Consider the following 19,437-nt stretch of genomic DNA (forward strand, 5'->3'; position numbering starts at 1 on the left):
TGCTTCACCGGGGGAGGGCACGTTGTGACCACGACCGCCGCGGCCGTGTGGGGCCGTGCCGAACAGCAGGACTTCCGGGCCCGGGTGCGGGGCTGTCTGCTGGGCGGGGCCATCGGCGACGCCTTCGGCGCGGGAATCGCGGCGCACTCCCTGGAGGAGATCCGGGCGGCACACGGGGACGAGGGCCTCACCGAACCCGTGCCCGCCTACGGGCGGCGGGGCGCCGTCACCGCCGCCACGCAGATGACCCTCTTCACCGTCGACGGGCTCGTCCGCGCCCAGGTCCGCCGCGACACCGGCGCCTGGCACCCGCCCACCGACGTGCACCGGGCCCATCTGCGCTGGGCCGCGACCCAGCGCGACTGGGGTCCCGACGAACGGCGCAAGGACAACGGCTGGCTGGCGTGTGAGGAGTGGCTCTACACCCGTCGCGACCCGGCCCGCGCCTGCCTGACCGGCTTCGGCGACGAGGTCCTCGGCACGCTCGACCGGCCCAAGAACCCGGACGCGACCGACTCCGGCGCGCTGGTCCGCTCCGCGCCCTTCGGCCTGCTCGTGGGCTGGGAGCCGCAGCTGGTGTGCCAACTGGCCGTGGAGTGCGCGGCCCAGAGCCACGGGGACCCGTCCGCCTACCTCTCGGCCGGCGCCCTCGCCGTCGTCGTGCACGGCCTCGCCCGCGGCGAGAGCGTGGACGGCTCGGTCCAGCGGGCCCTCGGGCAGCTCTCCTCGCGCCCGGGCCACGAGCCGGTCACCGCCGCGCTCCAGCAGGCCCTGGGAGCCGTACGCCAGGGGATGCCGAACGCGGCCCGGGTCATCGCGCTCGGCGCAGACGTGGACCGGGCGGAGAACCAGCTCGCCGTGGCCGTCTACTGCGCCCTGGTGGGCGAGGACATCCGGCACGGCCTGCGGCTCGCGGTCAACCACGGCGGCCCCTCGGCGGCCACCGGAGCCCTCACCGGTTCGCTGCTCGGCGCCCTGCACGGCGAGACGGCCCTCCCGCCGGCCTGGCTGGCCGAACTGGAGGGCCGTTCCACGGTCCTGGAGATCTCGGACGACTTCGCGATGGAGATGACGCAGGGCACCGCCCTGCACAGCCCCTCGGAATCGTCCCCGGGCTGGCTGGCCCGTTACCCGAGGGGCTGACCGGACCGGTCGCCGGCCGTCTGCGCCGGGACGGCGGCGGCCCCGCCGTCGGAGTGGATCGTGTCGAGCACCGCGTCCCGCTCCGGGGTGTCCTCCGGCTTGACGAAGCCGATCAGGACGTACAGGACGAGGGAGGTCGCCAGCGGCGAGACGATCTGGATCTGCAGCTCGACGCCGTCCAGCCCGTAGTTGGTCAGCCAGAAGGCGAACAGGCCGGCGGCCCAGGAGACGAGCGCCGCCGTCGGACCGGACTTCCGGAACGTCCGCAGCAGGCCGAGCATGAACGGGATCGCGATCGGCCCCATCAGACCGGCCACCCACTTGATGACGACGGTGATGATGTCCTTGAAGGTGGGGGAGTTGACCTGGGTGGCGATCGCCATCGACAGCGCCAGGAACGCGATCGTCGACCAGCGGGCCGCGATGAGCCCGGCCCGGTGCGTCCAGCCGCGCGCCGCCTTGCTCAGGGCCGGGGCGATGTCACGGGTGAAGACGGCGGCGATGGCGTTGGCGTCGGAGGAGCACATGGCCATGGTGTGCGAGAAGAAGCCGACGATGACCAGGCCCAGGAGTCCGTGCGGCAGCAGCTGTTCGGTCATCAGCGCGTACGAGTCGGAGGCGTCGGGCTTCTCGGGGTCGACCAGCAGCGGTGCGACCCACATGGGGAAGAACAGCACCAGCGGCCAGACGAACCACAGCACGGCCGAGAGCCGGCCGGAGCGGGTGGCCTCGCGGGCGTTCGGCGTCGCCATGTAGCGCTGCGCCTGGTTCCACATGCCGCCGTTGTACTCGAAGGTCTTGATGAAGAGGAACGCCAGCAGGAAGGTCAGGGTGTACGGGCCGGCGGTCGGCTCCGTGTGTCCCTGGAGCTCGGGCCGGTCCCAGACCGTCCACAGCGCGCTCACGCCGCCCAGCTTCGCCAGGACCGCGATCAGCATCGCGATGCCGGCGAAGAACTGGATGACGAACTGGCCCAGTTCGGTCAGCGCGTCGGCCCACAGCCCGCCCACCGTGCAGTAGATGCCGGTGATCACGCCGGTGATCAGGATGCCCTGGTTGAGGGAGATCCCGGTGAAGACCGAGAGCAGGGTGGCGATCGCGGCCCACTTGGCGCCCACGTCGACGATCTTCAGCAGGACGCCGGACCAGGCGAGGGCCTGCTGGGTGGGGAGGTTGTAGCGGTTCTTCAGGTACTCCAGCGGCGACGCCACATGGAGCCGGGAGCGGAGCCGGTTGAGCCGGGGCGCGAAGAGGTGGGCGCCGATGGCGATACCGACCGCGATGGGGAAGGACCAGGTCACGTAGGAGGTGACGCCGTAGGTGTAGGCGATACCGGCGTATCCGGTGAACATCACCGCGCTGTAGCCCGACATGTGGTGCGAGATGCCGGAGAGCCACCAGGGCATCTTGCCGCCCGCCGTGAAGAAGTCGGAGACGTTGTCCACGCGCTTGTGGGACCAGACGCCGATCGCGACCATCACGCCGAAATAGCCGATGAGCACGGCCCAGTCGAGACTGTTCATTGAGCCCCCTCCAGGGGTCCGGTCCGCCTTGTGAACGCCGTTCATGGTGTGGGGAATCTCGCGCCCACGACAACGCACCGGAGGGTCAAGAGCAGGTAAAATCGTTCGAGTCATTGACCTGTGTTCATGACTGTGAACAACTCAGGGCACGAGAGAGCCGCACGGCATCCCGCGCCGTGCGGCTCTCGTGTGTGCGGTCCCGCGAGGCGCTACCTCATCAGCTCACCGGCGTTGACCAGCAGGGACTGTCCGGTGATGGCCCGCGCGCGGTCCGAGGCGAGGAAGGCCGCGGCCTGGGCGACGTCCGCGTCGGTCGCCAGCTCGGGCAGTGCCATCCGTTCCGTGAGCCGGGACAGCACCTCGCTCTCCGGCACCCCCTCGGTGTGCGCCGTGAACCGGACGTACGCCTGCACCGGCGGACCCCACATCCAGCCCGGCAGGACGGTGTTGACCCGGATCCGGTGCGGGCCGAGCTCCCGGGCCATCGAGTACATCGCCGACGTCAGCGCGCCCTTCGAGGCCGCGTACGCCGCCTGCCGGACCTGTGAGGGCGCCGCCACGGCCGACTGCGTACCGATCAGGACGACCGCCCCGCCCCGCTCCTTGAGCGCCGGCAGGCAGGCCCGGGTCATCCGCAGCGTGCCCAGCAGGTTCACGTCCAGGACGCCCTGCCAGGTGGCGAAGTCGGCGTCCTCCAGCCCGCCGAAGTAGCTGTCCCAGGCGGCCACGTGGACCACGCCGTCGATCCCGCCGAAGCGCTCGACCGCGAGGGCCGCGAGGGCCTCGCACTGCGCCTCGTCGGTGATGTCGGTGGGCAGGTGGGCCGTACGGTGCCCGGCCGGGTCGATCTCGGCCGCCGACTTGGCGAGGTTGGCCTCCGTGCGCGCGCCGAGGACGGCGTTGCCCCCGTCCGCGACGACCGCGGCGGCGATCTGATGACCGAGTCCGGCGCCGACGCCCGACACGACCACGGTCTTTCCCTGGAGCAGCATCCGGGCGCCTCCCGAGTCTGGCCAATTATCTGACGGCCCGTCAGAGTAGGGGGCTCCACCGGACTTGGGAAGGGGTCGGGAATGGGCGAGGACACGCGCGCGGAGGACGGCGGGGAGACCCGGAGCGAGACCTACGCGGAACTGGCGGCCGTGGGTCCCTACGGGGTCCGCCCGGGGCACGCCCTGATCACCATGGTCGAGCCGCACCCGGGCCACGAGTTCGCGTACAACCGCTGGTACGAGGACGACCACTACTACGCGGGCGCGATGGCGATGCCCTGGATGTACGCGGGCCGCCGCTGGGTCGCCACCCGGGAGCTGCAGGAGCTGCGCCGTCCGGAGAAGTCGGCGATCGCCCAGCCGGTCACCGCCGGCTGCTACCTCTCCACGTACTGGATCACCGACGGCCGCTACGACGAGCACATGAAGTGGACCGTCGGCATCAACAAGCGCCTCAACCGCGACGGCCGGGTCTACCACGACCGCACCCATGTCTTCACGGCCTTCCAGGACCACATGGCCACCGTCTACCGCGACGGCGCGGCCGGCCCCCGCGACTTCCACGCCCTCGACCACCCCTACGCGGGCCTGGTGCTCCAGGTCGTCGACGCGGAAGGGCCCGCGGAGCGGGCGGAACTCCTGGAGCGGCTGCGCTCACGGGAACTCCCGAAGCGGCTCGCCGGCTCACCGGCGGCGATGGTCACGGTCTTCCGGCCGACACCCCTGCCCGGGGACCGGATGACGTACGTGAAGCAGGTCGAGGGCGTCGACACCCGGCTGACGCTGCTCTGGTTCCTGGAACGCGATCCCCGCGACTGCTGGCAGGAGCACTTCGCCGGCCTGGAGTCCCTGGCGGGGGAGGCGGGACGGGTCGAGCTGCTGGCCCCGTTCGTCCCGACCGTGCCGGGGACGGACCGCTACGTCGACGAGCTCAGGTGAGGGACGGCCGAGAACGAAGCCGAGCCCCCTCGGCCAGGACGGCGGACCGGTCGAGAGGGCTCTTTCCTTAACACCGTGCGATCCCGGGCGCGCACGCGCTCAGAGGGTTCCGGTGCTCACTTCGCCGACGAAGAGGTTCCAGGAGTCGGGGCCGAAGGCGAGGGAAGGGCCCTCGGGTGCCTTGGAGTCCCGCACCGCGATCGCGGCCACGACGGGGGACTTGACTTCGACACAGGCCCCGTTCCCGCCGGAATAGGAGGACTTGGTCCAGGTGTCCGTAGCGCCCTGAGTAATCGCCATGTTCTTGACTCCGGTTCTGCCAGTAGGTGTCGCGCCAACGTTCTTGCTGGCGTGATCGACGCTACTCGTCGGCCCCGCCATATGGGGCGGGCGTTCACTCGACCGGATGGCATATTCCAAGCGGGCTTCCGCTGGGGCCCGGGCGGGGTGTACCGTGCGGGCCCCCTACGCGGGGGGTGGCTCCCTGTGGCGGCGATTCCTCCCTAATTTCCCGCGGCGTACTCCTTGGCGATGTCCGAGATGAACTCCCGGGTCTGCTCGACATTCAGCGCCTGTGCCCGCAAGTGCTCGTACATCACACTGAACTTCGCGACATCCTGCGCCTTCTCCAGATACAGGTCGCTGGTGACGCCCTCGATGTAGACGACGCTGGAGTCCGACGTGTCCGGGAATTCGAGAATCGCGTAGTGGCCGCTGATGCCGGGATGCGCGCCCATGTCGAAGGGCAGCACCTGGACGGTGACGTGCGGCAGGTGCGACTGCTCGACGAGATGCTCCAGCTGCTCGATCATCAGCTGCTTGTTGCCGACGATCCGGCGCAGCGCCCCCTCGTCGATGACCGCCCACAGCCGCAGGCGACGCTCGGCGTCCCTGATGCGCTCCTGGCGGCGGGTCCGGACGGTGACGCGCTTGTCGATGTCGGCCGCGGCGGACTCGGGCAGCGCGCCGGTGATCACGGCCTCCGCGTAGGAGTGCGTCTGCAGCAGGCCGGGGATGACCTGCGGCTCGTACACCCGCAGGCTCTCCGCGTCGGTCTCCAGGCCGATGTAGACGCTGTACGGGATGTCGCCGAAGGCGTGCCACCACCCCTGCTGGCGCGAGTCCTTGGCCATCTGCATGAGGGACTCGACGACCCGCTCGTCCTCGACCTCGTAGACCCCGCAGAGGTCACGGACGTCGCGCTGGCTGATCGAACGGCGGCCGTTCTCCAGGCGGCTGATCTTCGACTGGGAGACCAGCAGCCGCTCGGCGACCTGTTCGGCCGTCATGTTCTTCTGCTCCCGGAGCCGGCGCAGCTCCTGACCCAGACGGCGTCGCCTTACGGTGGGATTGACACTGGACGCCACGGAAACTGCACCTCCGACAATCGGCCTGCGTAGCTGTGAGTATCTACTGCTTGGCAGACTGCCACCAAAGGTGCGGTGTGCGCTGGGAAATGACGACAACGCAGCCGTCACGCAGGCGCGATGCCCGAGGCGAGGGCCGTGGCGCGCGTGTGCGGGGCGGTCGTCGTGACCACCCCGCACACGGCTGCGGCTCCCGGATCGGTTCTGTGGTGCTCAGTGCACGGCGGCGCGGGCCATGCTGCCGCGGTGGGGCTGCTCCGGAACGCCCGAGGGACGTCCGCCTCCCGCCGCGGAGTTACGGCGCGGCTGGGCGGCCACACCGTTCTGGACGTCCATCACGGCATGCGCCACGAGGCCGCCCATGGGGTCGTGCCGGATCAGGTCGCGCAGCCGGGACCGCGACGACCGTCCTTCGTTCCCCGGGTACAAGTGCTTGCCGAGACCGACCGCGTGGGCCAGCGCGGCGAGCGCCGCGGTCCGCGGGTCCGGCGGTACGCCGGTGCGGATCGCACTGTCCAGCCGGTTCCTGATGTCCCGGCTGATCGCCGTGTCCGTCGCCTGGTAGCGAGTCGTCGGCAGCACCCCGCACATCTGGCCCTCGACGGCATGCACCATGCCGCACCGCTCCAGATGAGCGAGGTAAATCTGGCGCAGCCCCAGTCGGGGCCCGCCAATCCAGTGGACGGCCCGAACCGGGCTGCCGCGCCTGCGCAGCAGTTCCAGTGCGGAGTCCAGAGTCGGATCTCCGGTCGGCCGTGGCATCACCACGGCGATACGATCCCCGTCAGGGGCTATCCGTCCTGCCAGAGCCAGCTCCACTAGCTGTGCTCCGGCGAGGCCGAGGTCGAGCGACTGCGGCTGCGCTGTGGTACCCGTGGCCGGGTCCAGAGCGAGCAGCAGAAGCTCCTCCGGAATTGTTCTGCGGCTCCTGCCCATCCATGCCTCCCCGCGTGGATGAGTCACAGGGTGACCCCTCTCACATTCATCTGTCGAGAGTGCCTGGGTGGTTCGTACGGGAACCAGTAGGTATGTCGTTCTCGTCTAGCACGGGAGCCAAGGGGTTCACACAGGACACTGGTACATGGTTCGGACGTACGCATGACGCATGGAGGAGGCACGGTGGCGGGCGAGTCCCCCGACAAGGCGGAGCAGAAGGAGTCCTCGCAGGGGGCGGCTCCGGGCGGCGGTGCCCGGGATCCGAGGCTTTCCGTCCTCCGTGAGGCCGAGGGCCCGTCCACGACGGCGGAGGCCCCGGGCGCGGTCCGGGTGGACCAGCCGACCGCCGTCTTCCGCTCGCCGGCCCCGCGGATGCCCGAGGACGACGCCCCGGCGGCGGAGAAGGACGCCGCGACCGCGTCCGAGGCCGCGGAGGCGGACGGTGCGGCCGTCCCCGAGCCGGAGGCCGAGGCGGACACGCCCACGGCCGAGACCGACTCCGAGACCGACTTCGAGACCGACTCCGAGGCCGCCGCGTCCACCGAGGACGACGAGGCGGAGGCCGGTGACGGGTCCGGGGGCGACACCGCTCCCGAGGAGAACGGCGACCGTCTGAGGGCGGCAGTGGCAGCCTGGGTCGCCTCCGGTGACGACACGCAGACCGAGGAGCGCGCCGAGGACGCCGAGGGCGCGGCAGACGCCTCCGGCGAGGCCGCTGCCGACGCCCCCGCTGCCCGGCCCGCCGAGCCCGAGACGGCCGAGGAGCCCGCCGCGGCGGACCGGCCGACCGCCGAGGCCGAGGGCGGTGCGGCGGCCGAAACCACCGCCGAGCCCGCCGAGCCCGCCGAGCCCGAGGCGGAGCAGGCCGACACGGCCGACGCCGAGCCGGACGCTTCCGCCGCCGACGCACCCGCTTCCGACTCCGCCGACTCCGCCGAGGCCGAGCCCGCCGGCACCGATTCCGCCGAGCCGGCCTCCTCGCCGGAGTCCTGGTTCGCCTCGCGCAAGCCCGCCGCAGCGCCCGCCGAGGCCGAGGACGAGCCGTCGGACGCCGCCGCGCCCGCCGCGGAGTCCGGCACGGGCACCGACGAGTCCGGCGCCGACGCGGACGCCGAGCCCGCCCAGGCCACCGCGCCCGCGAAGCCCGTCGCCAAGCCCGTCGACCAGCCCACGGCCGTCTTCAAGACCGTCCGCCCGGCCCCGGTGGACCAGCCGACGACCGCGCTGAAGCTCCCGCCGACCCCGGCCGCCCCCAAGCCCGCCCCGGCCCCGGACGCCCCGAAGCCCGCCGCCGAGCGCCCCAGCACCTTCGTGCCGCTGCGCAAGGACCTCCCCGAGGCCCCGGCGGAGGACGCCGCCGCGCCCGCCGCCCCGCGCGTCCAGGTGCCGGCGCCCGCGCCCGTGCCGCCGGCGTCCCTCGCCGAGGCCGAGCGGACCAGGCAGCAGCCCATGCCGCCGCTGCCGCCCCTCGACCTCCTCGCGGAGCTCACCAACACCCCGCCCCCGCCCCGGACCCCGCTCCGCACCGCCGCGCGGCGCGTGCGGATCTGGACGCCGCTCGTCGTGCTGCTGCTGATCGTCTTTGCGATCGTGCAGTTCGTCCGGCCGCTGCCCGCCCCGGTGCTCGGCCTCACCGCCGAGCCCACCTTCACCTTCGAGGGCGGCGAGCTGCAGATGCCGTGGCCCACCGAGGGCCAGGGTGCCGCCGAGGTGGAGGGCGTCGGTTCGCTGGGCACGTACGGCGCGCAGAAGCCCGCGCCGATCGCGAGCGTCGCCAAGACGATGACGGCGTACGTGATCCTCCGCGACCACCCCATCAAGGGGAACCAGACCGGTCCGGAGATCCCGGTCGACAAGAAGGCCGGGGAGCAGGCCAAGGCCCCGAACGAGTCGACCGCGCCGATCAAGGAGGGGCAGGAGTACTCGGAGAAGGAGCTGCTCCAGCTCCTCATGATCCCCTCCGGCAACAACGTGGCCCGGCTCCTCGCCCGCTGGGACGCCGGCTCCGAGGCGGCCTTCGTCGAGAAGATGAACGCCGCGGCCAAGGACCTCGGCATGACCGACTCGGTCTACACCGACCCGTCCGGTCTGCAGTCGACCACCGTCTCCACCCCGCTCGACCAGCTGAAGCTGGCGAAGGCGGTCATGCAGAACGACGTGTTCCGCGAGATCGTGAACATGCCGAACCTGACCGTCGAAGGCATCCCCGGCCAGATCGAGAACAACAACAACATCCTGCTGAAGCCGGGTGTCGGCGGCATCAAGACCGGTTCCTCCACCCCCGCGGGCGGCAACCTGCTCTGGTCCGCGAACACCGTCGTCGACGGCAAGAACCGCCGCATCCTCGGTGTGGTGATGGGGGCCAAGGACGCCGACCAGCTCTACCAGAAGCTCCAGCTGGCCATCGACTACAGCCTCAAGATCATCCAGAAGGCGCAGGCGGACGTGACCTCCGCCGCCGTGGTCCGCAAGGGCCAGGTCGTCGGCCATGTCGACGACGGGCTCGGCGGGACGACCCCGGTCGTCGCGACCAAGGAACTGAAGGCGATCGGCTGGCCGGGCCTGAAGGTGCAGCTGCGGCTGACCGACGGCGGCAAGGCCGTGCCGCACGCCGCCGAGGCGGGCGACGTCGTCGGCGAGATCTCGATCGGCACCGGTGCCGGTGCGGTCAGCGCACCCGTCGCGCTGCAGAAGGACCTCGTCGAGCCCGGCTTCGACAGGAAGCTGACCCGTCTGGGCTGACCTGCGGCCGACGTGTACGGCGCCCCGGTTTCCCGGGGCGCCGCGCGCCCGGCACCTGTTAGCGTTCCGGGGACGAGGAGCACGGGAGAGGGCCGCAGTGACCACCGCCGAGCCGACACGCGCCGACGAGGCCGCCGCGCATCCGCGTACCCGGGTACCGGCGCGAATAGATCTCCCGGCCCCCCGCCCCGCCACGGAACGACCCCCGGCCGACCGCCCGGCGCGCCCCGCGCGGCGCCGGCGCCGCTACCCGGTGATGATCGCCACCGGGGTCGCCGCCCTCACCCACGTGCTCTGGTTCTTCCTGTTCGCGAACAGTGGCGGCGACCTCGCCGCCCAGGACGCGTGGGCCGAGTTCGTCGGCCGTCATCCCGACTCCGCGTACAACCTCGCCTGGTACGGCGGGATGCACCCGGTCTCGTACAGCGTGGTCTCCCCGTACCTCATGTCCGTCCTCGGGGTGCGGACGACGATGATGATCGCCGGCACGGTCTCGGCCGGCCTGACGGCGCTGATCCTGGTCCGGGTCCGGGCCGTGCGCAATCCGCTGGCGTGCTCGCTCGCCGGCGTCTTCGCCTTCCTGTGCAACGCGCTGTCGGGGCGGGTGACCTTCGGGCTCGGCATGATGTTCGCGCTCGGCGCGGTCGCCGCCGTCTTCTGCTGGCCGCACCGCTGGCGCCACAGACGCTGGGCGAAGGCCGCCGTCGCCGCGCCGCTCGCGGGCATCGCCACCGCCTGCAGCCCGGTCGCCGGACTCTTCCTCGGCGTCGCGGCGGCGGCGCTCTTCCTGAACCGGCGGCGCCCCGGTGCCTACGCCCTCGGCCTCGCCCCGGTGCTCGTCGTCGCCGTCTCCTCCTGGCTGTTCCCCTTCTCCGGGACGCAGCCGATGTCCTGGGCCTCGACCTCGCTGCCGTTCCTCTTCGGCGTCCTGGTCTTCCTGCTGGTGCCGCGCGACTGGCGGACCGTCCGCACCGGCGCCGCCGTCTACTCCGTGGGCACCCTCCTGACCTGGGCCGTCGACTCGCAGATCGGCTCCAACGTCTCGCGGCTCGTCATGCTCTTCGCCGGTGTGGTGCTGCTCGCCGCCCTCCCGTACACGGTGCCGCGCTCGCGCAAGTGGTACGCGGTGCTGCTCGCCTTCGCCGGCCTGAACGTCTGGATCGGCTTCAAGGGCGTCGACGACGTCATCCGCACCGCCCCCGACGCCTCCTGGGCCCGCGAGGTCGCACCGCTGATCAACCAGCTCCAGGTGCGCGGGGCCGAGAAGGCCCGCGTCGAGGTCGTCCCGGCCTCCAGCCACCGCGAGTCCTCCGCCCTCACCCCGTACATCAACCTCGCCCGCGGCTGGAACCGGCAGGCGGACATGGAGCGCAACCCGCTCTTCTACGACGACACCCTCAACGCCGCGAACTACCAGGACTGGCTCGACCGCTGGGCCGTGCACTACGTGGTGCTCCCCACCGGGGCGCCCGACTCGGGAGCCGAGCGGGAGGCCGAGCTCGTCGGGGACGGGCTGCCGTACCTGGAACAGGTCTGGTCCGACGCCAACTGGCGGCTCTACCGGGTCGCCGACCCGACGCCGCTCGCCGCGCCGCCCGCCGAGGTCGAGCGGGCGGGCGCCGACGAGGTCGTCATCCGCGTCGACGCCCCGGGCCGGGTGCTGATCCGCGTCCCGTACTCGCCCTGGCTGGCGCTGCTCGACGAGGACGGCGGCAAGATCGAGCCGCCGCAGGAGACGGAGGCGTCGAAGGCGGCCCGGGAGGCGTCGGCGACCGAACTGCCGAAGGTCTTCCGCAACGCGGAGGGCTGCCTGCTGAAGACGGAGGCCGACGTGGAGGGCGACGAGTGGACGGAGCTGGTGGCCCCGAAGTCGGGCGTCTACCGGCTCGCCGCGCCGTACAAGATCTTTCCGCGCGGCACGGCGTGCCCGGAGGAACTTCGCTGAGAGCTGGTTCCCCTCAGGGGAATCGGCCGTAAGGTGTGCCGCTATGGCGTGCGAAGAATGCGTCGGCGGGCACCGGGGTCCGTTGCCGGGCATGGTCTGCCCCCGGTGCGGCGGCGTGGACCCCGAGCCCCCGTCCCGGGGAAGCCGTGCGTGGATCGTGCTCGCGGTGCTCGCCGTGGGCGCGGGCTGCCTGGTGGCCGTGGTGACCCTGAGCGGCGGCGAGGCGCCGCCCCCGGCGGCGGGTGAGCCGCCGGTACGGACGCTGCCGACCCGGATCGGCCCCACCGAGTTCCCCGGCGAGCCGTCCGGGACACCCGGTACCTCGGCGCCCGCCCGGACCTCCCCGCCCGTGTCCGGCGCTCCGGCGCCCACCCATCCGTCGCGGGACCCCTCGGACTCCTCCGGCCCGCCCTCCTACACCGTGTGGGCGGGACCGGGCTGCACGGGCGGCGACTACCACGAGACGGGTCGCTACGCGGACGGCTTCGAGGGCTGGTACACCGTCACCAGAGGCGGCTACCGGGGCGGGGGCTGCGACGGCCGCTTCTCGGCGATGCCGATGTCGGGCTCTCCGACGGAGGACCACGACAACTCCGCCACCTGGAGCTGGCAGGTCAGCCCGGGCTACACGAGCTGCGAACTCTCGGTCCACATCCCGTACCCGCCCCGCCCCGCGGACGCGGCCGGCGACCCCTCGGTCTACCAACTCCTCGACCACGGCACGCCGTACGCCGCCTTCACCCTCGACCAGACCACGCACCACGGGGAGTTGCTCCGGGCGGGCAACTACACCCTGCGCACCACGGTCTTCACCGTCCGCCTCCTCGACCGCGGCCAGGACTGGGGCAGCCCGTCGCTCGAGCAGGCCCACCACGCGGCGGGCCAGATGCGCCTGACGTGCCGTCGGTAGGGCCGGGATCCCGGTCCTACCGACGGGAACGGGGCCGCTGCCCTCCCGGTCCGCCGGCCGGGAGCGGGTGGCTCAGGGCGCGCCGCCCGCAGGCCGGCCGGTCTCGCCCCGCAGCCCGGGTTCGTGGGCGATCCCCATCTCCGCCGCCAGCAGATAGCCCAGGTGGGTGCGGTTGCGGGCGCCGAGCTTGGCCATGAGCTTGGCGATGTGCTGACGGCAGGTCCGTTCGCTGATGCCGAGCTGGCGGGCGACGGCGGCGTCCTTGTCCTCGCGGAGCAGGAGCCGGGCCACGGCGCTCTGGATGTCCGAGACGATGAGCTTCTGGCGGCGGGTCTCGTAGGCGGAGGCGAACGGGATGGCGTTGCGCCAGGCGGTCTCGAAGGTGCTCACCATGAAGGCGACCAGATCCGGCTGACGGACCTTCAGGGCGCCCGAACCGTCACCGGCCTGGACGAAGGCGACGGTGTGGTCGAAGACGAGGAGCCGCGGGAAGAGGGTGTTCAGCGTGCGGATCTCGGCGCCCGCCTCGGTGAGGCGTTCGGCGTAGGCCTCGGTCGCGGGGCTGAAGCGGGCGCTGTGCTGGTAGATGGTCCGCATCCGGACACCGCGCTCCAGCAGTTCGGAGTCCCTGACCTGGGCCTCGGCGAGCACCTCGACGGGCCGGGGGCCACCGGGCTGGGCGGTCAGCAGGTCCGTCGCGCACTCCGCCGCCGCCTTGTCGAGCATGACGTTGACGTCCGCCGGTTCGAGCCGGATCACGTTCCGGTCGTCCGTCCCCGGGCCCGCGGCGGCCGCGTACACCTCCCGCAGGGCGTCGAGTGTGACCACCGCGCCGTCGATGTCCTCCTGCACCTCCTGGAGGCGGTGGCGCAGCGGGCCGAGCGTGCGGGCCTCGGCCACCTGGGGAGTGCAGGACTGGTAGGCGCCCGGCCGCTCCTCTGCGGGGTGCAGCAGGTTCAGGGCGCACAGCCGCGCGAAGGCGGACTCGGCCGCCGCGGGAGGCATGCCCAGGAGTGAGGTCAGTTCCGGCAGCGTCACGGGACCCCGCCGCACCGCCGCGTCGTACATCCGCTGCAGGTCGGAGGAGTTCGGGAAGTCTTCGCTATGTCCGTTTACCTGATGTTCAGGTCCCATTTGTTCTGCCTTCATGTTCTGCCATTGCATCTTCATGATCCCTGACGGCTGTGGTGTCCGCTATCAGGACAGCGTGATGATCGAAGTGCGCCGGAGGGCACGGGCCACGTGCCGGACCGGCAGGTACTTCTGAGAACAAAACGGGGTGGAAGACCAGATGAACAAGATCAAGCGCTGGATGCTCGTGCTCACCGCCGCGGTCGCCGTGACCGCCGCTCTGTCCACGGCCGAGCTCGCGGCCACCGGGGCGCACGAGGGCCGGACGGTGCCGCTCAGCGCCGCCGCCGGGGACACCGGCTGGGGCTGACCTCCCCTCCGGTACCCGGGGCCGGTGTCCACGGACGCCGGCCTCACCTCTCCCCGAACGAAAGAAGACGCAATGGACGCGAAGGCCCTCCTCCTGCTGGTCCGCGTGGGCTGCCTGCGCGAGCAGGCACTGACCTCGTGGACCGCCCGTCCGGACATCGAGCTGGCGGTGGCCGAGAGCGCCACCGCCGCCTACCTCCGGCTGGCCGACCGTCAGATCCCCCTCTCTCCCGAGCGCCCCGCCGACGAGGTGTACGAGGCCTGCCGCGCGGCACTGGCCGCGGCGCCCGGCCCCAAGGGCGTCATCGGCTTCCTCGACTCGACGCTCCCCCTGGTGGCCCGGCTCGCCGAGGAGTTCGGACTGCCCGGCTGCTCGCCGCGGACCCTGCAGTCGCTCACCGACAAGACCTGGGCGCGCGAGCGCTTCGCCGAATCCGGCGTGCCGGGGCCGCGGTTCCGGGTCCTGCGGGCGGACACCGCCCCCGACGACCGGCAAGGGGCGGTCGGGGGACTGTCCTACCCCCTCATCCTCAAGCCCGCCGACTCCTCGGCCGGACGGGGAGTCGTCCGCGCCGACGGCCCGGCGGAACTCGACGCGGCCTGGGAGACGGCGGCGCGCTTCACCAGGACCGGCAGCCTCCTCGCCGAGGAGGAGCTGATCGGCGACGAGATCAGCGTCGAGACCGTCACCGTCGACGGCCGCACGGTCGTCCTCGCCTGCACCGAGAAGCTGAGCACCCGCGGCACGTCGTTCGTGGAGCTGGGCCAGGCGTCACCGGCCCGCCTGCCGGCGGCCCTGGACGCCGAGGTCCGTGACGTCGCCGGCGCCGCGCTCAAGGCCGTCGGCTACGACCACGGCATCGCGCACACCGAGATGATCCTGACCGCCGACGGACCCCGGATCATCGAGGTCAACCCGCGGCCGGCGGGCGACTGCATCGCCGACCTCGTCCGCCTCACCACGGGCGTGGACGTCTACGGCATCGCCGCGGACCTGGCCCTCGGCCTGCCCGTCGACCTCGACGCCCTCGAAGCGTCCGGCCGGACTCCCTCCGGCGGCGCGGCGATCCGCTTCCTGACCGGCGAGCCCGGAGTCGTCCGCCGCGTCGACGGCGTCGCGGAGGCGGCCGCCCGGCTCGACCCCGCACGTGAACGGCTGGTCCTGCTGACCCGGCCCGGCGACGTCGTCGAATCCGTCACCAGCAACCTGCACCGCCTCGGCTACGTCGTCACGGCCGGCGAGGACACCGCGACCGCGGTCGCCCGGGCCGAGTCCGTCGCCGCGCTCGTCTCCGTCGTCACGTCTCCGGCCGCCGAGGGCGAACAGCCCGCCCGCCGCCTGCCGAGCGCGGAGTGCTGGACCTGATGACCGGCACCCCCACGACCTACGCCACCATGCCGACAAGGACCCCCATGCGATCCCCCGACTCCTACTGGCTCGCCACGGGCCCCGCCTGGGCCCGCGGCGGTTCGGCCCTGCCGGAGCGCGCCGGAGTCTGCGTGCTCGGCGCCGGCGTGATGGGCTCGACCCTCGCCTACTGGCTCACCCGGGCGGGCCTGCGCCCCCTGGTGATCGAGCGCAACCCCGCCCCGGCCATGGGCTCGTCCGGCCGCAACGCCGGCCGTCTCATCCAGGGCGGCAACGCCCAGCACGCCGTCGCCGTCGACCGGTACGGCCACGCCGAGGCACTGGCCATCTACCGCGCCACCCTGGTCAACCGCGACCTGGTGCGCGAGGTGACCGAGCGGGAGGGCATCGCGGCCAGCCGGTTCCCCACGGCCAAACTCGACCTCGCCGTCGAGGAGGACGAGGCCCTCGAACTCAAGCGGACCGCCGAAGCCCTGCGGGCCGACGGCATCGAGGCCACCTGGCTCGATCTGCCCGGAGCGCGCGAGGCGTTCGGCACCGACCTGCCCGACACCGTCCTCGGCGGCCTGTACCGGCCCGACCAGGACGCGGTCCACTCGGTCGCCTACGTCCGCGGCATGGCGGAGGCCGCCGCCCGCGGCGGCGCCGACTTCGCCTGCGGTGTCACCGTCGCCTCCGTGGAGCCGTACGGCACCGACGGCGGCTGGCTCGTCACCACCGACGCGGGCACGGTGATCGCCGACCAGGTGGTCGTCGCCCTCAACGCCTGGACGCCCCGACTCCTTCCGGAGCTCGCGCCGGTCATCACCCCCGTGCGAGGGCAGCTGGTGCAGACCGCGCCGGTGCCCTTCCGCATCCCGCAGTGGGGACTCGACCGCGGCCTCATGTACGGCGGCCAGACCCCCGACGGCTCGCTGCTGATCGGCGGCCTGCGCAACACGGTCCCGGGCCGCGACGAGGGCATCGAGGTGCCGGAGGGCAGCAACACCCCCGACTTCGCCCCCGACCTCGCCGAGCGGCTGGCCGAGGCGCTTCCCACGCTCCTGCCGGAGGCCGCCGGCGTCCCCGTGGTCAGGGCGTGGAGCGGGGTCATGGCCTTCACCCCCGACCGCTGCCCGCTGGTCGGCGCCTGGCCGGGCGCCGAAGGCCTCTGGGTGATGGCCGCCTTCAACGGCCACGGCATGCCGTACGCGCAGGTCATGCCCGAACAACTCGCGGAGCGGATCCGCGGCGGCCGGGGCTCCGGCATCCCCGCCGCCTTCGATCCCGCCCGCTTCCTCTGAGCGGGAGCAACCATGTCGCACACTTCCACGCTGTTCCCGGCCGCCACGGCCGGTTCCTGGGCCACCGGCGGACACGACGGCGCCCCGCTGCTCGTGATCGGCGCCGGCCCCAAGGCCATCGCCCTCGCCGTGAAGTCCCGTGTACTGCGCGCCGCCGGCTTCGACGTCCCCGAGGTCGTCGCCGTCGAGCGCGACTGCACCGCCGCCAACTGGCGCGAAGGCCGGGGCTGGACCAACGGCCGCCAGCGGCTCGGCACCCTCCCCGAGAAGGATCTCGGCTTCCCGTACGACTGCACCACCTGGGGAGACTCCGGCGACCCGCTCGTCGCCGAACTCGCGCAGCGGATGACCGGGTTCGGCTGGACCGGCCACCTCCTCGACCTCGGCACCTACGCCCGCTGGATCGACCGCGGCCGCCCGCAGCCCAGCCACCGGGAATGGGCGGCCTACCTGGAGTGGGCCGCCCGCCGGGCGGACCTGCGCACCGTCACCGGTGAGGTGCGGCGGGCCGAACTCGACGGCGGCGGCTGGGAGCTGACCGTCGAGGACGGCGGCTCGGACACCGTCGTCCGCGGCTGCGGCCTGGTGGTCTCCGGCCCCGGCCCGACCGCCGGCGTCGTGACCGCCGACGGCACCCGCGTCCTGGACACCGGCGACTTCTGGCGGCTCGCCACCCGCGAACTGCCCGTCTGGGCCCAGCACGTCGTCGTGATCGGGGCCGGCGAGACGGCCGGCTCGATCGTCCGCGAACTCGCCCTCGGCCACGACCGCAGGGTCACCGTCGTCACCCCCCGGGCCACCCTCTACAGCCGCGGCGAGAGCCCCTTCGAGAACCGCTACTACAGCGACCCCACCAGCTGGACCGATCTCACCGAGGCGGACCGGCTGGAGTTCATCCGGCGCACCGACCGCGCCGTCTTCTCGCAGGACGTCCAGAACGACCTCGCCGAGTCCGCCGAGGTCTCCTGGGAACCCGGCCGGGTCGTCGGCACGCGCCCGTCCGGCACCGGGCCGGTATCGGTGGACGTCTCCTACGGCGGGCGGCAGCGGACCCTGCACGCCGACCTCGTCGTCGACGCCACCGGGGGCGACCCGCTGTGGTTCACCGACATCCTCGGCCCCCGTGCCGACGAGGCCCTGCGATCCGCGCTCGGCGGTGCCGCCAGCCTTCGCGGCGTCGAGCGCGCCATCGGCACCACCCTCGCGGTCGACGGCCTGCCCGCGCCGCTCCATCTGCCCAACCTCGCCGCCTTCGCCCAAGGCCCCGGATTCCCCAACCTCAGCTCCCTCGGGCTGCTCTCGGACCGGGTGCTCTCGGCGTACGTGCCGTTCGCCCGCACGGAGAACGGCTCGCCCGCAGCGGCCCACGAAGCCGGTGTCCCGGCCGCCGCCTCCCTCGCCGACCAAGGAGCCCTGCACCGATGAGCCGAAGCACCCCGCCGAACGAGCAGGCCGAGGACGTCGACTTCGTCCAGCTGCTCTTCACCGACGTCGCGGGACGTCTCAAGACGCTGGAAGTGCCCTCGGCCCGCTGGGCCGAGGTGCGCGACGGCGGCTGGACCCTGGACGGAGCCGTACTCCTCGGATACGGCGACCCCGAGCACAGCGACCTGCGCCTGATGCCCGACCCGTCCACCTTCGTCCACCGGCCCTGGAGCACCCCCTCCGGGCGCACGGTCGGCATGGTCTTCTGCGACGTCCTCGACTCCGCGGGCCGGCCCTTCGCCGCCGACCCGCGGGCCGTCCTGCGCCGGGCCGTCGAGGCGTCCGAGGCGCGCGGGCAGCGCCCCGTCTTCGGCGTCGAGGCCGAGTTCTACCTGCTGCGCGACACCGACACCGGCACCGGCGCCGCCGGCCACCCGGCCGACGGCGCGGGCTACTGGGACCTGAGCGTCGACGAGCAGGCCGACGAGGTCTGCCGGGACATCGCCGAGGCGCTGGAGCTCATGGGCCTCACCGTCGACGGCCACCACCACGAGGTGTGCTCCGGGCAGCGGGAGCTCGTCTTCCGGCACGGCGACGCGCTGGCCACGGCGGACCGGCTCCTGCTCCTCAAGCACACCGCCCGGGTCATGGCCCGCCGCCGCAACATGTCGGCCGTCTTCATGCCCAAGCCGCTGGCCCACCTCTACGGCAACGCCCTGCACGTCCACGTCTCCCTCGACGGCACCGGCGCGGCCACCGGCACCGGGCCGCTGTTCCACGACGCGGCGGACCCGCACGGCATGTCCGAGCTCTTCCGCCACTCGCTCGCCGGCGTCCTCGACCACGCGCCCGCCCTCACCGCCCTGGGCAACCCGACCGTCAACTCGTACAAGCGGCTGGTCCCCGCCTCCGGCACCCCGGTGCACGCCAGTTGGGCGCGGCACAACCGATCCACCGCGTTCAAGGTCGCCGGCGACACCGCGGCACCGCGCTCGCTGCGCCTGGAGATGCGCAGCCCCGACCCCGCGGCCCACCCGCACCTGCTGTTCGCCGGCGTGCTCGCCGCGTTCGCCGACGGCCAGGACCGCGCCCTGAAGCTGCCGGAGGCGTGCGAGGAGGCGGCGGACGCGCTGGCCGCCGGCGACCTCGCCACCCGGGGCATCGCCGAACTGCCCACGGACCTCCCGTCGGCACTCCGGGCCCTGGAGCAGGACGCCGTCGTCCACGGCGCCCTGGGCGAGCTCGCCGCCGGCGCCGTCGTCCGCAACTCCCGTTCCGACTGGGCCGCGTGGCACCGGATCGTCACCCCCTGGGAGATCGGCCGGTACGCCCAGACCGTCTGAGCGCCCCGCCGTGCGGCCGGTCCACCCCGGCCGTCCGCCCGCGCCACCCGTCCGTCCGCCCCGAGGCAGCAAGGAACTCC

The 19,437-nt window shown here is 72.8% G+C and carries 16 protein-coding genes; 10 read left to right on the plus strand and 6 right to left on the minus strand.

Annotated elements, in window-relative coordinates; all coding sequences use genetic code 11:
* Positions 1-24 precede the first annotated feature (24 nt).
* Complete coding sequence (locus ACGFZF_RS23475; protein ID WP_393556962.1) at positions 25-1,143, plus strand: ADP-ribosylglycohydrolase family protein; 1,119 nt, start codon at positions 25-27, stop codon at positions 1,141-1,143.
* On the opposite strand, the gene ACGFZF_RS23480 is transcribed toward ACGFZF_RS23475, so the two are convergent.
* Complete coding sequence (locus ACGFZF_RS23480) at positions 1,128-2,666, minus strand: sodium:solute symporter family protein (RefSeq protein WP_393556964.1); 1,539 nt, start codon at positions 2,664-2,666, stop codon at positions 1,128-1,130. The genes ACGFZF_RS23475 and ACGFZF_RS23480 overlap by 16 nt on opposite strands.
* A gap of 209 nt (positions 2,667-2,875) precedes the next feature.
* Positions 2,876-3,658, minus strand: a complete 783-nt coding sequence (locus ACGFZF_RS23485; protein WP_147978411.1) for an SDR family oxidoreductase — start codon at positions 3,656-3,658, stop codon at positions 2,876-2,878.
* An 81-nt stretch (positions 3,659-3,739) separates the two neighbouring features.
* On the opposite strand from ACGFZF_RS23485, the gene ACGFZF_RS23490 reads away from it, so the two are divergent.
* Positions 3,740-4,597: a hypothetical protein gene (locus ACGFZF_RS23490; RefSeq protein ID WP_393556967.1), complete on the plus strand. Its 858-nt coding sequence runs from the start codon at positions 3,740-3,742 to the stop codon at positions 4,595-4,597.
* Positions 4,598-4,696: 99 nt separating this feature from the next.
* Here the strand turns inward: ACGFZF_RS23490 and ACGFZF_RS23495 are convergent, their stop codons facing one another.
* The 3 genes from ACGFZF_RS23495 to ACGFZF_RS23505 form a co-directional block, all read right to left on the minus strand.
* A complete protein-coding gene (locus ACGFZF_RS23495) occupies positions 4,697-4,897 on the minus strand; it encodes a DUF397 domain-containing protein (protein ID WP_147978409.1) in 201 nt (66 codons plus the stop codon).
* Positions 4,898-5,100: 203 nt separating this feature from the next.
* A complete protein-coding gene (locus ACGFZF_RS23500; RefSeq protein WP_393556969.1) occupies positions 5,101-5,964 on the minus strand; it encodes a helix-turn-helix domain-containing protein in 864 nt (287 codons plus the stop codon).
* A gap of 213 nt (positions 5,965-6,177) precedes the next feature.
* On the minus strand, positions 6,178-6,900 hold the full coding sequence (locus ACGFZF_RS23505) for a GPP34 family phosphoprotein (protein WP_393556971.1): 723 nt from the start codon (positions 6,898-6,900) through the stop codon (positions 6,178-6,180).
* Between the two features lie 162 nt (positions 6,901-7,062).
* Here ACGFZF_RS23505 and ACGFZF_RS23510 point away from each other — a divergent pair, with 162 nt between their 5' ends.
* The 3 genes from ACGFZF_RS23510 to ACGFZF_RS23520 all read left to right on the plus strand — a co-directional run bounded on the left by ACGFZF_RS23510 (position 7,063) and on the right by ACGFZF_RS23520 (position 12,497).
* Entirely contained in the window at positions 7,063-9,642 is a 2,580-nt protein-coding gene (locus ACGFZF_RS23510) for a D-alanyl-D-alanine carboxypeptidase (protein WP_393556973.1), read from the plus strand.
* Between the two features lie 97 nt (positions 9,643-9,739).
* Entirely contained in the window at positions 9,740-11,587 is a 1,848-nt protein-coding gene (locus ACGFZF_RS23515; RefSeq protein ID WP_393556975.1) for an MFS transporter, read from the plus strand.
* Between the two features lie 43 nt (positions 11,588-11,630).
* Complete coding sequence (locus ACGFZF_RS23520; RefSeq protein WP_393556977.1) at positions 11,631-12,497, plus strand: adhesin; 867 nt, start codon at positions 11,631-11,633, stop codon at positions 12,495-12,497.
* 72 nt (positions 12,498-12,569) lie between these two features.
* Here ACGFZF_RS23520 and ACGFZF_RS23525 read toward each other — a convergent pair whose 3' ends face one another.
* Positions 12,570-13,631 (minus strand): LuxR C-terminal-related transcriptional regulator, encoded by a 1,062-nt coding sequence (locus ACGFZF_RS23525; protein WP_393556979.1) that lies wholly within the window; start codon positions 13,629-13,631, stop codon positions 12,570-12,572.
* Positions 13,632-13,788: 157 nt separating this feature from the next.
* On the opposite strand from ACGFZF_RS23525, the gene ACGFZF_RS23530 reads away from it, so the two are divergent.
* The 5 genes from ACGFZF_RS23530 to ACGFZF_RS23550 all read left to right on the plus strand — a co-directional run bounded on the left by ACGFZF_RS23530 (position 13,789) and on the right by ACGFZF_RS23550 (position 19,357).
* On the plus strand, positions 13,789-13,938 hold the full coding sequence (locus ACGFZF_RS23530) for a hypothetical protein (RefSeq protein ID WP_356774809.1): 150 nt from the start codon (positions 13,789-13,791) through the stop codon (positions 13,936-13,938).
* Positions 13,939-14,010: 72 nt separating this feature from the next.
* The gene (locus ACGFZF_RS23535) at positions 14,011-15,303 is read left to right on the plus strand and encodes an ATP-grasp domain-containing protein (protein WP_393556981.1); all 1,293 of its coding nucleotides are present in this window, start codon (positions 14,011-14,013) and stop codon (positions 15,301-15,303) included.
* Positions 15,303-16,589, plus strand: a complete 1,287-nt coding sequence (locus tag ACGFZF_RS23540; protein ID WP_393556983.1) for an NAD(P)/FAD-dependent oxidoreductase — start codon at positions 15,303-15,305, stop codon at positions 16,587-16,589. The genes ACGFZF_RS23535 and ACGFZF_RS23540 overlap by 1 nt, the downstream gene beginning before the upstream one ends.
* Positions 16,590-16,601: 12 nt before the next feature.
* Positions 16,602-18,014, plus strand: a complete 1,413-nt coding sequence (locus tag ACGFZF_RS23545) for a SidA/IucD/PvdA family monooxygenase (protein ID WP_393556985.1) — start codon at positions 16,602-16,604, stop codon at positions 18,012-18,014.
* The gene (locus tag ACGFZF_RS23550) at positions 18,011-19,357 is read left to right on the plus strand and encodes a glutamine synthetase family protein (protein ID WP_393556987.1); all 1,347 of its coding nucleotides are present in this window, start codon (positions 18,011-18,013) and stop codon (positions 19,355-19,357) included. The genes ACGFZF_RS23545 and ACGFZF_RS23550 overlap by 4 nt, the downstream gene beginning before the upstream one ends.
* The last annotated feature ends 80 nt before the right edge of the window (positions 19,358-19,437 follow it).

The organism is Streptomyces sp. NPDC048338, assembly GCF_043201055.1.
GTDB lineage: Bacteria > Actinomycetota > Actinomycetes > Streptomycetales > Streptomycetaceae > Streptomyces.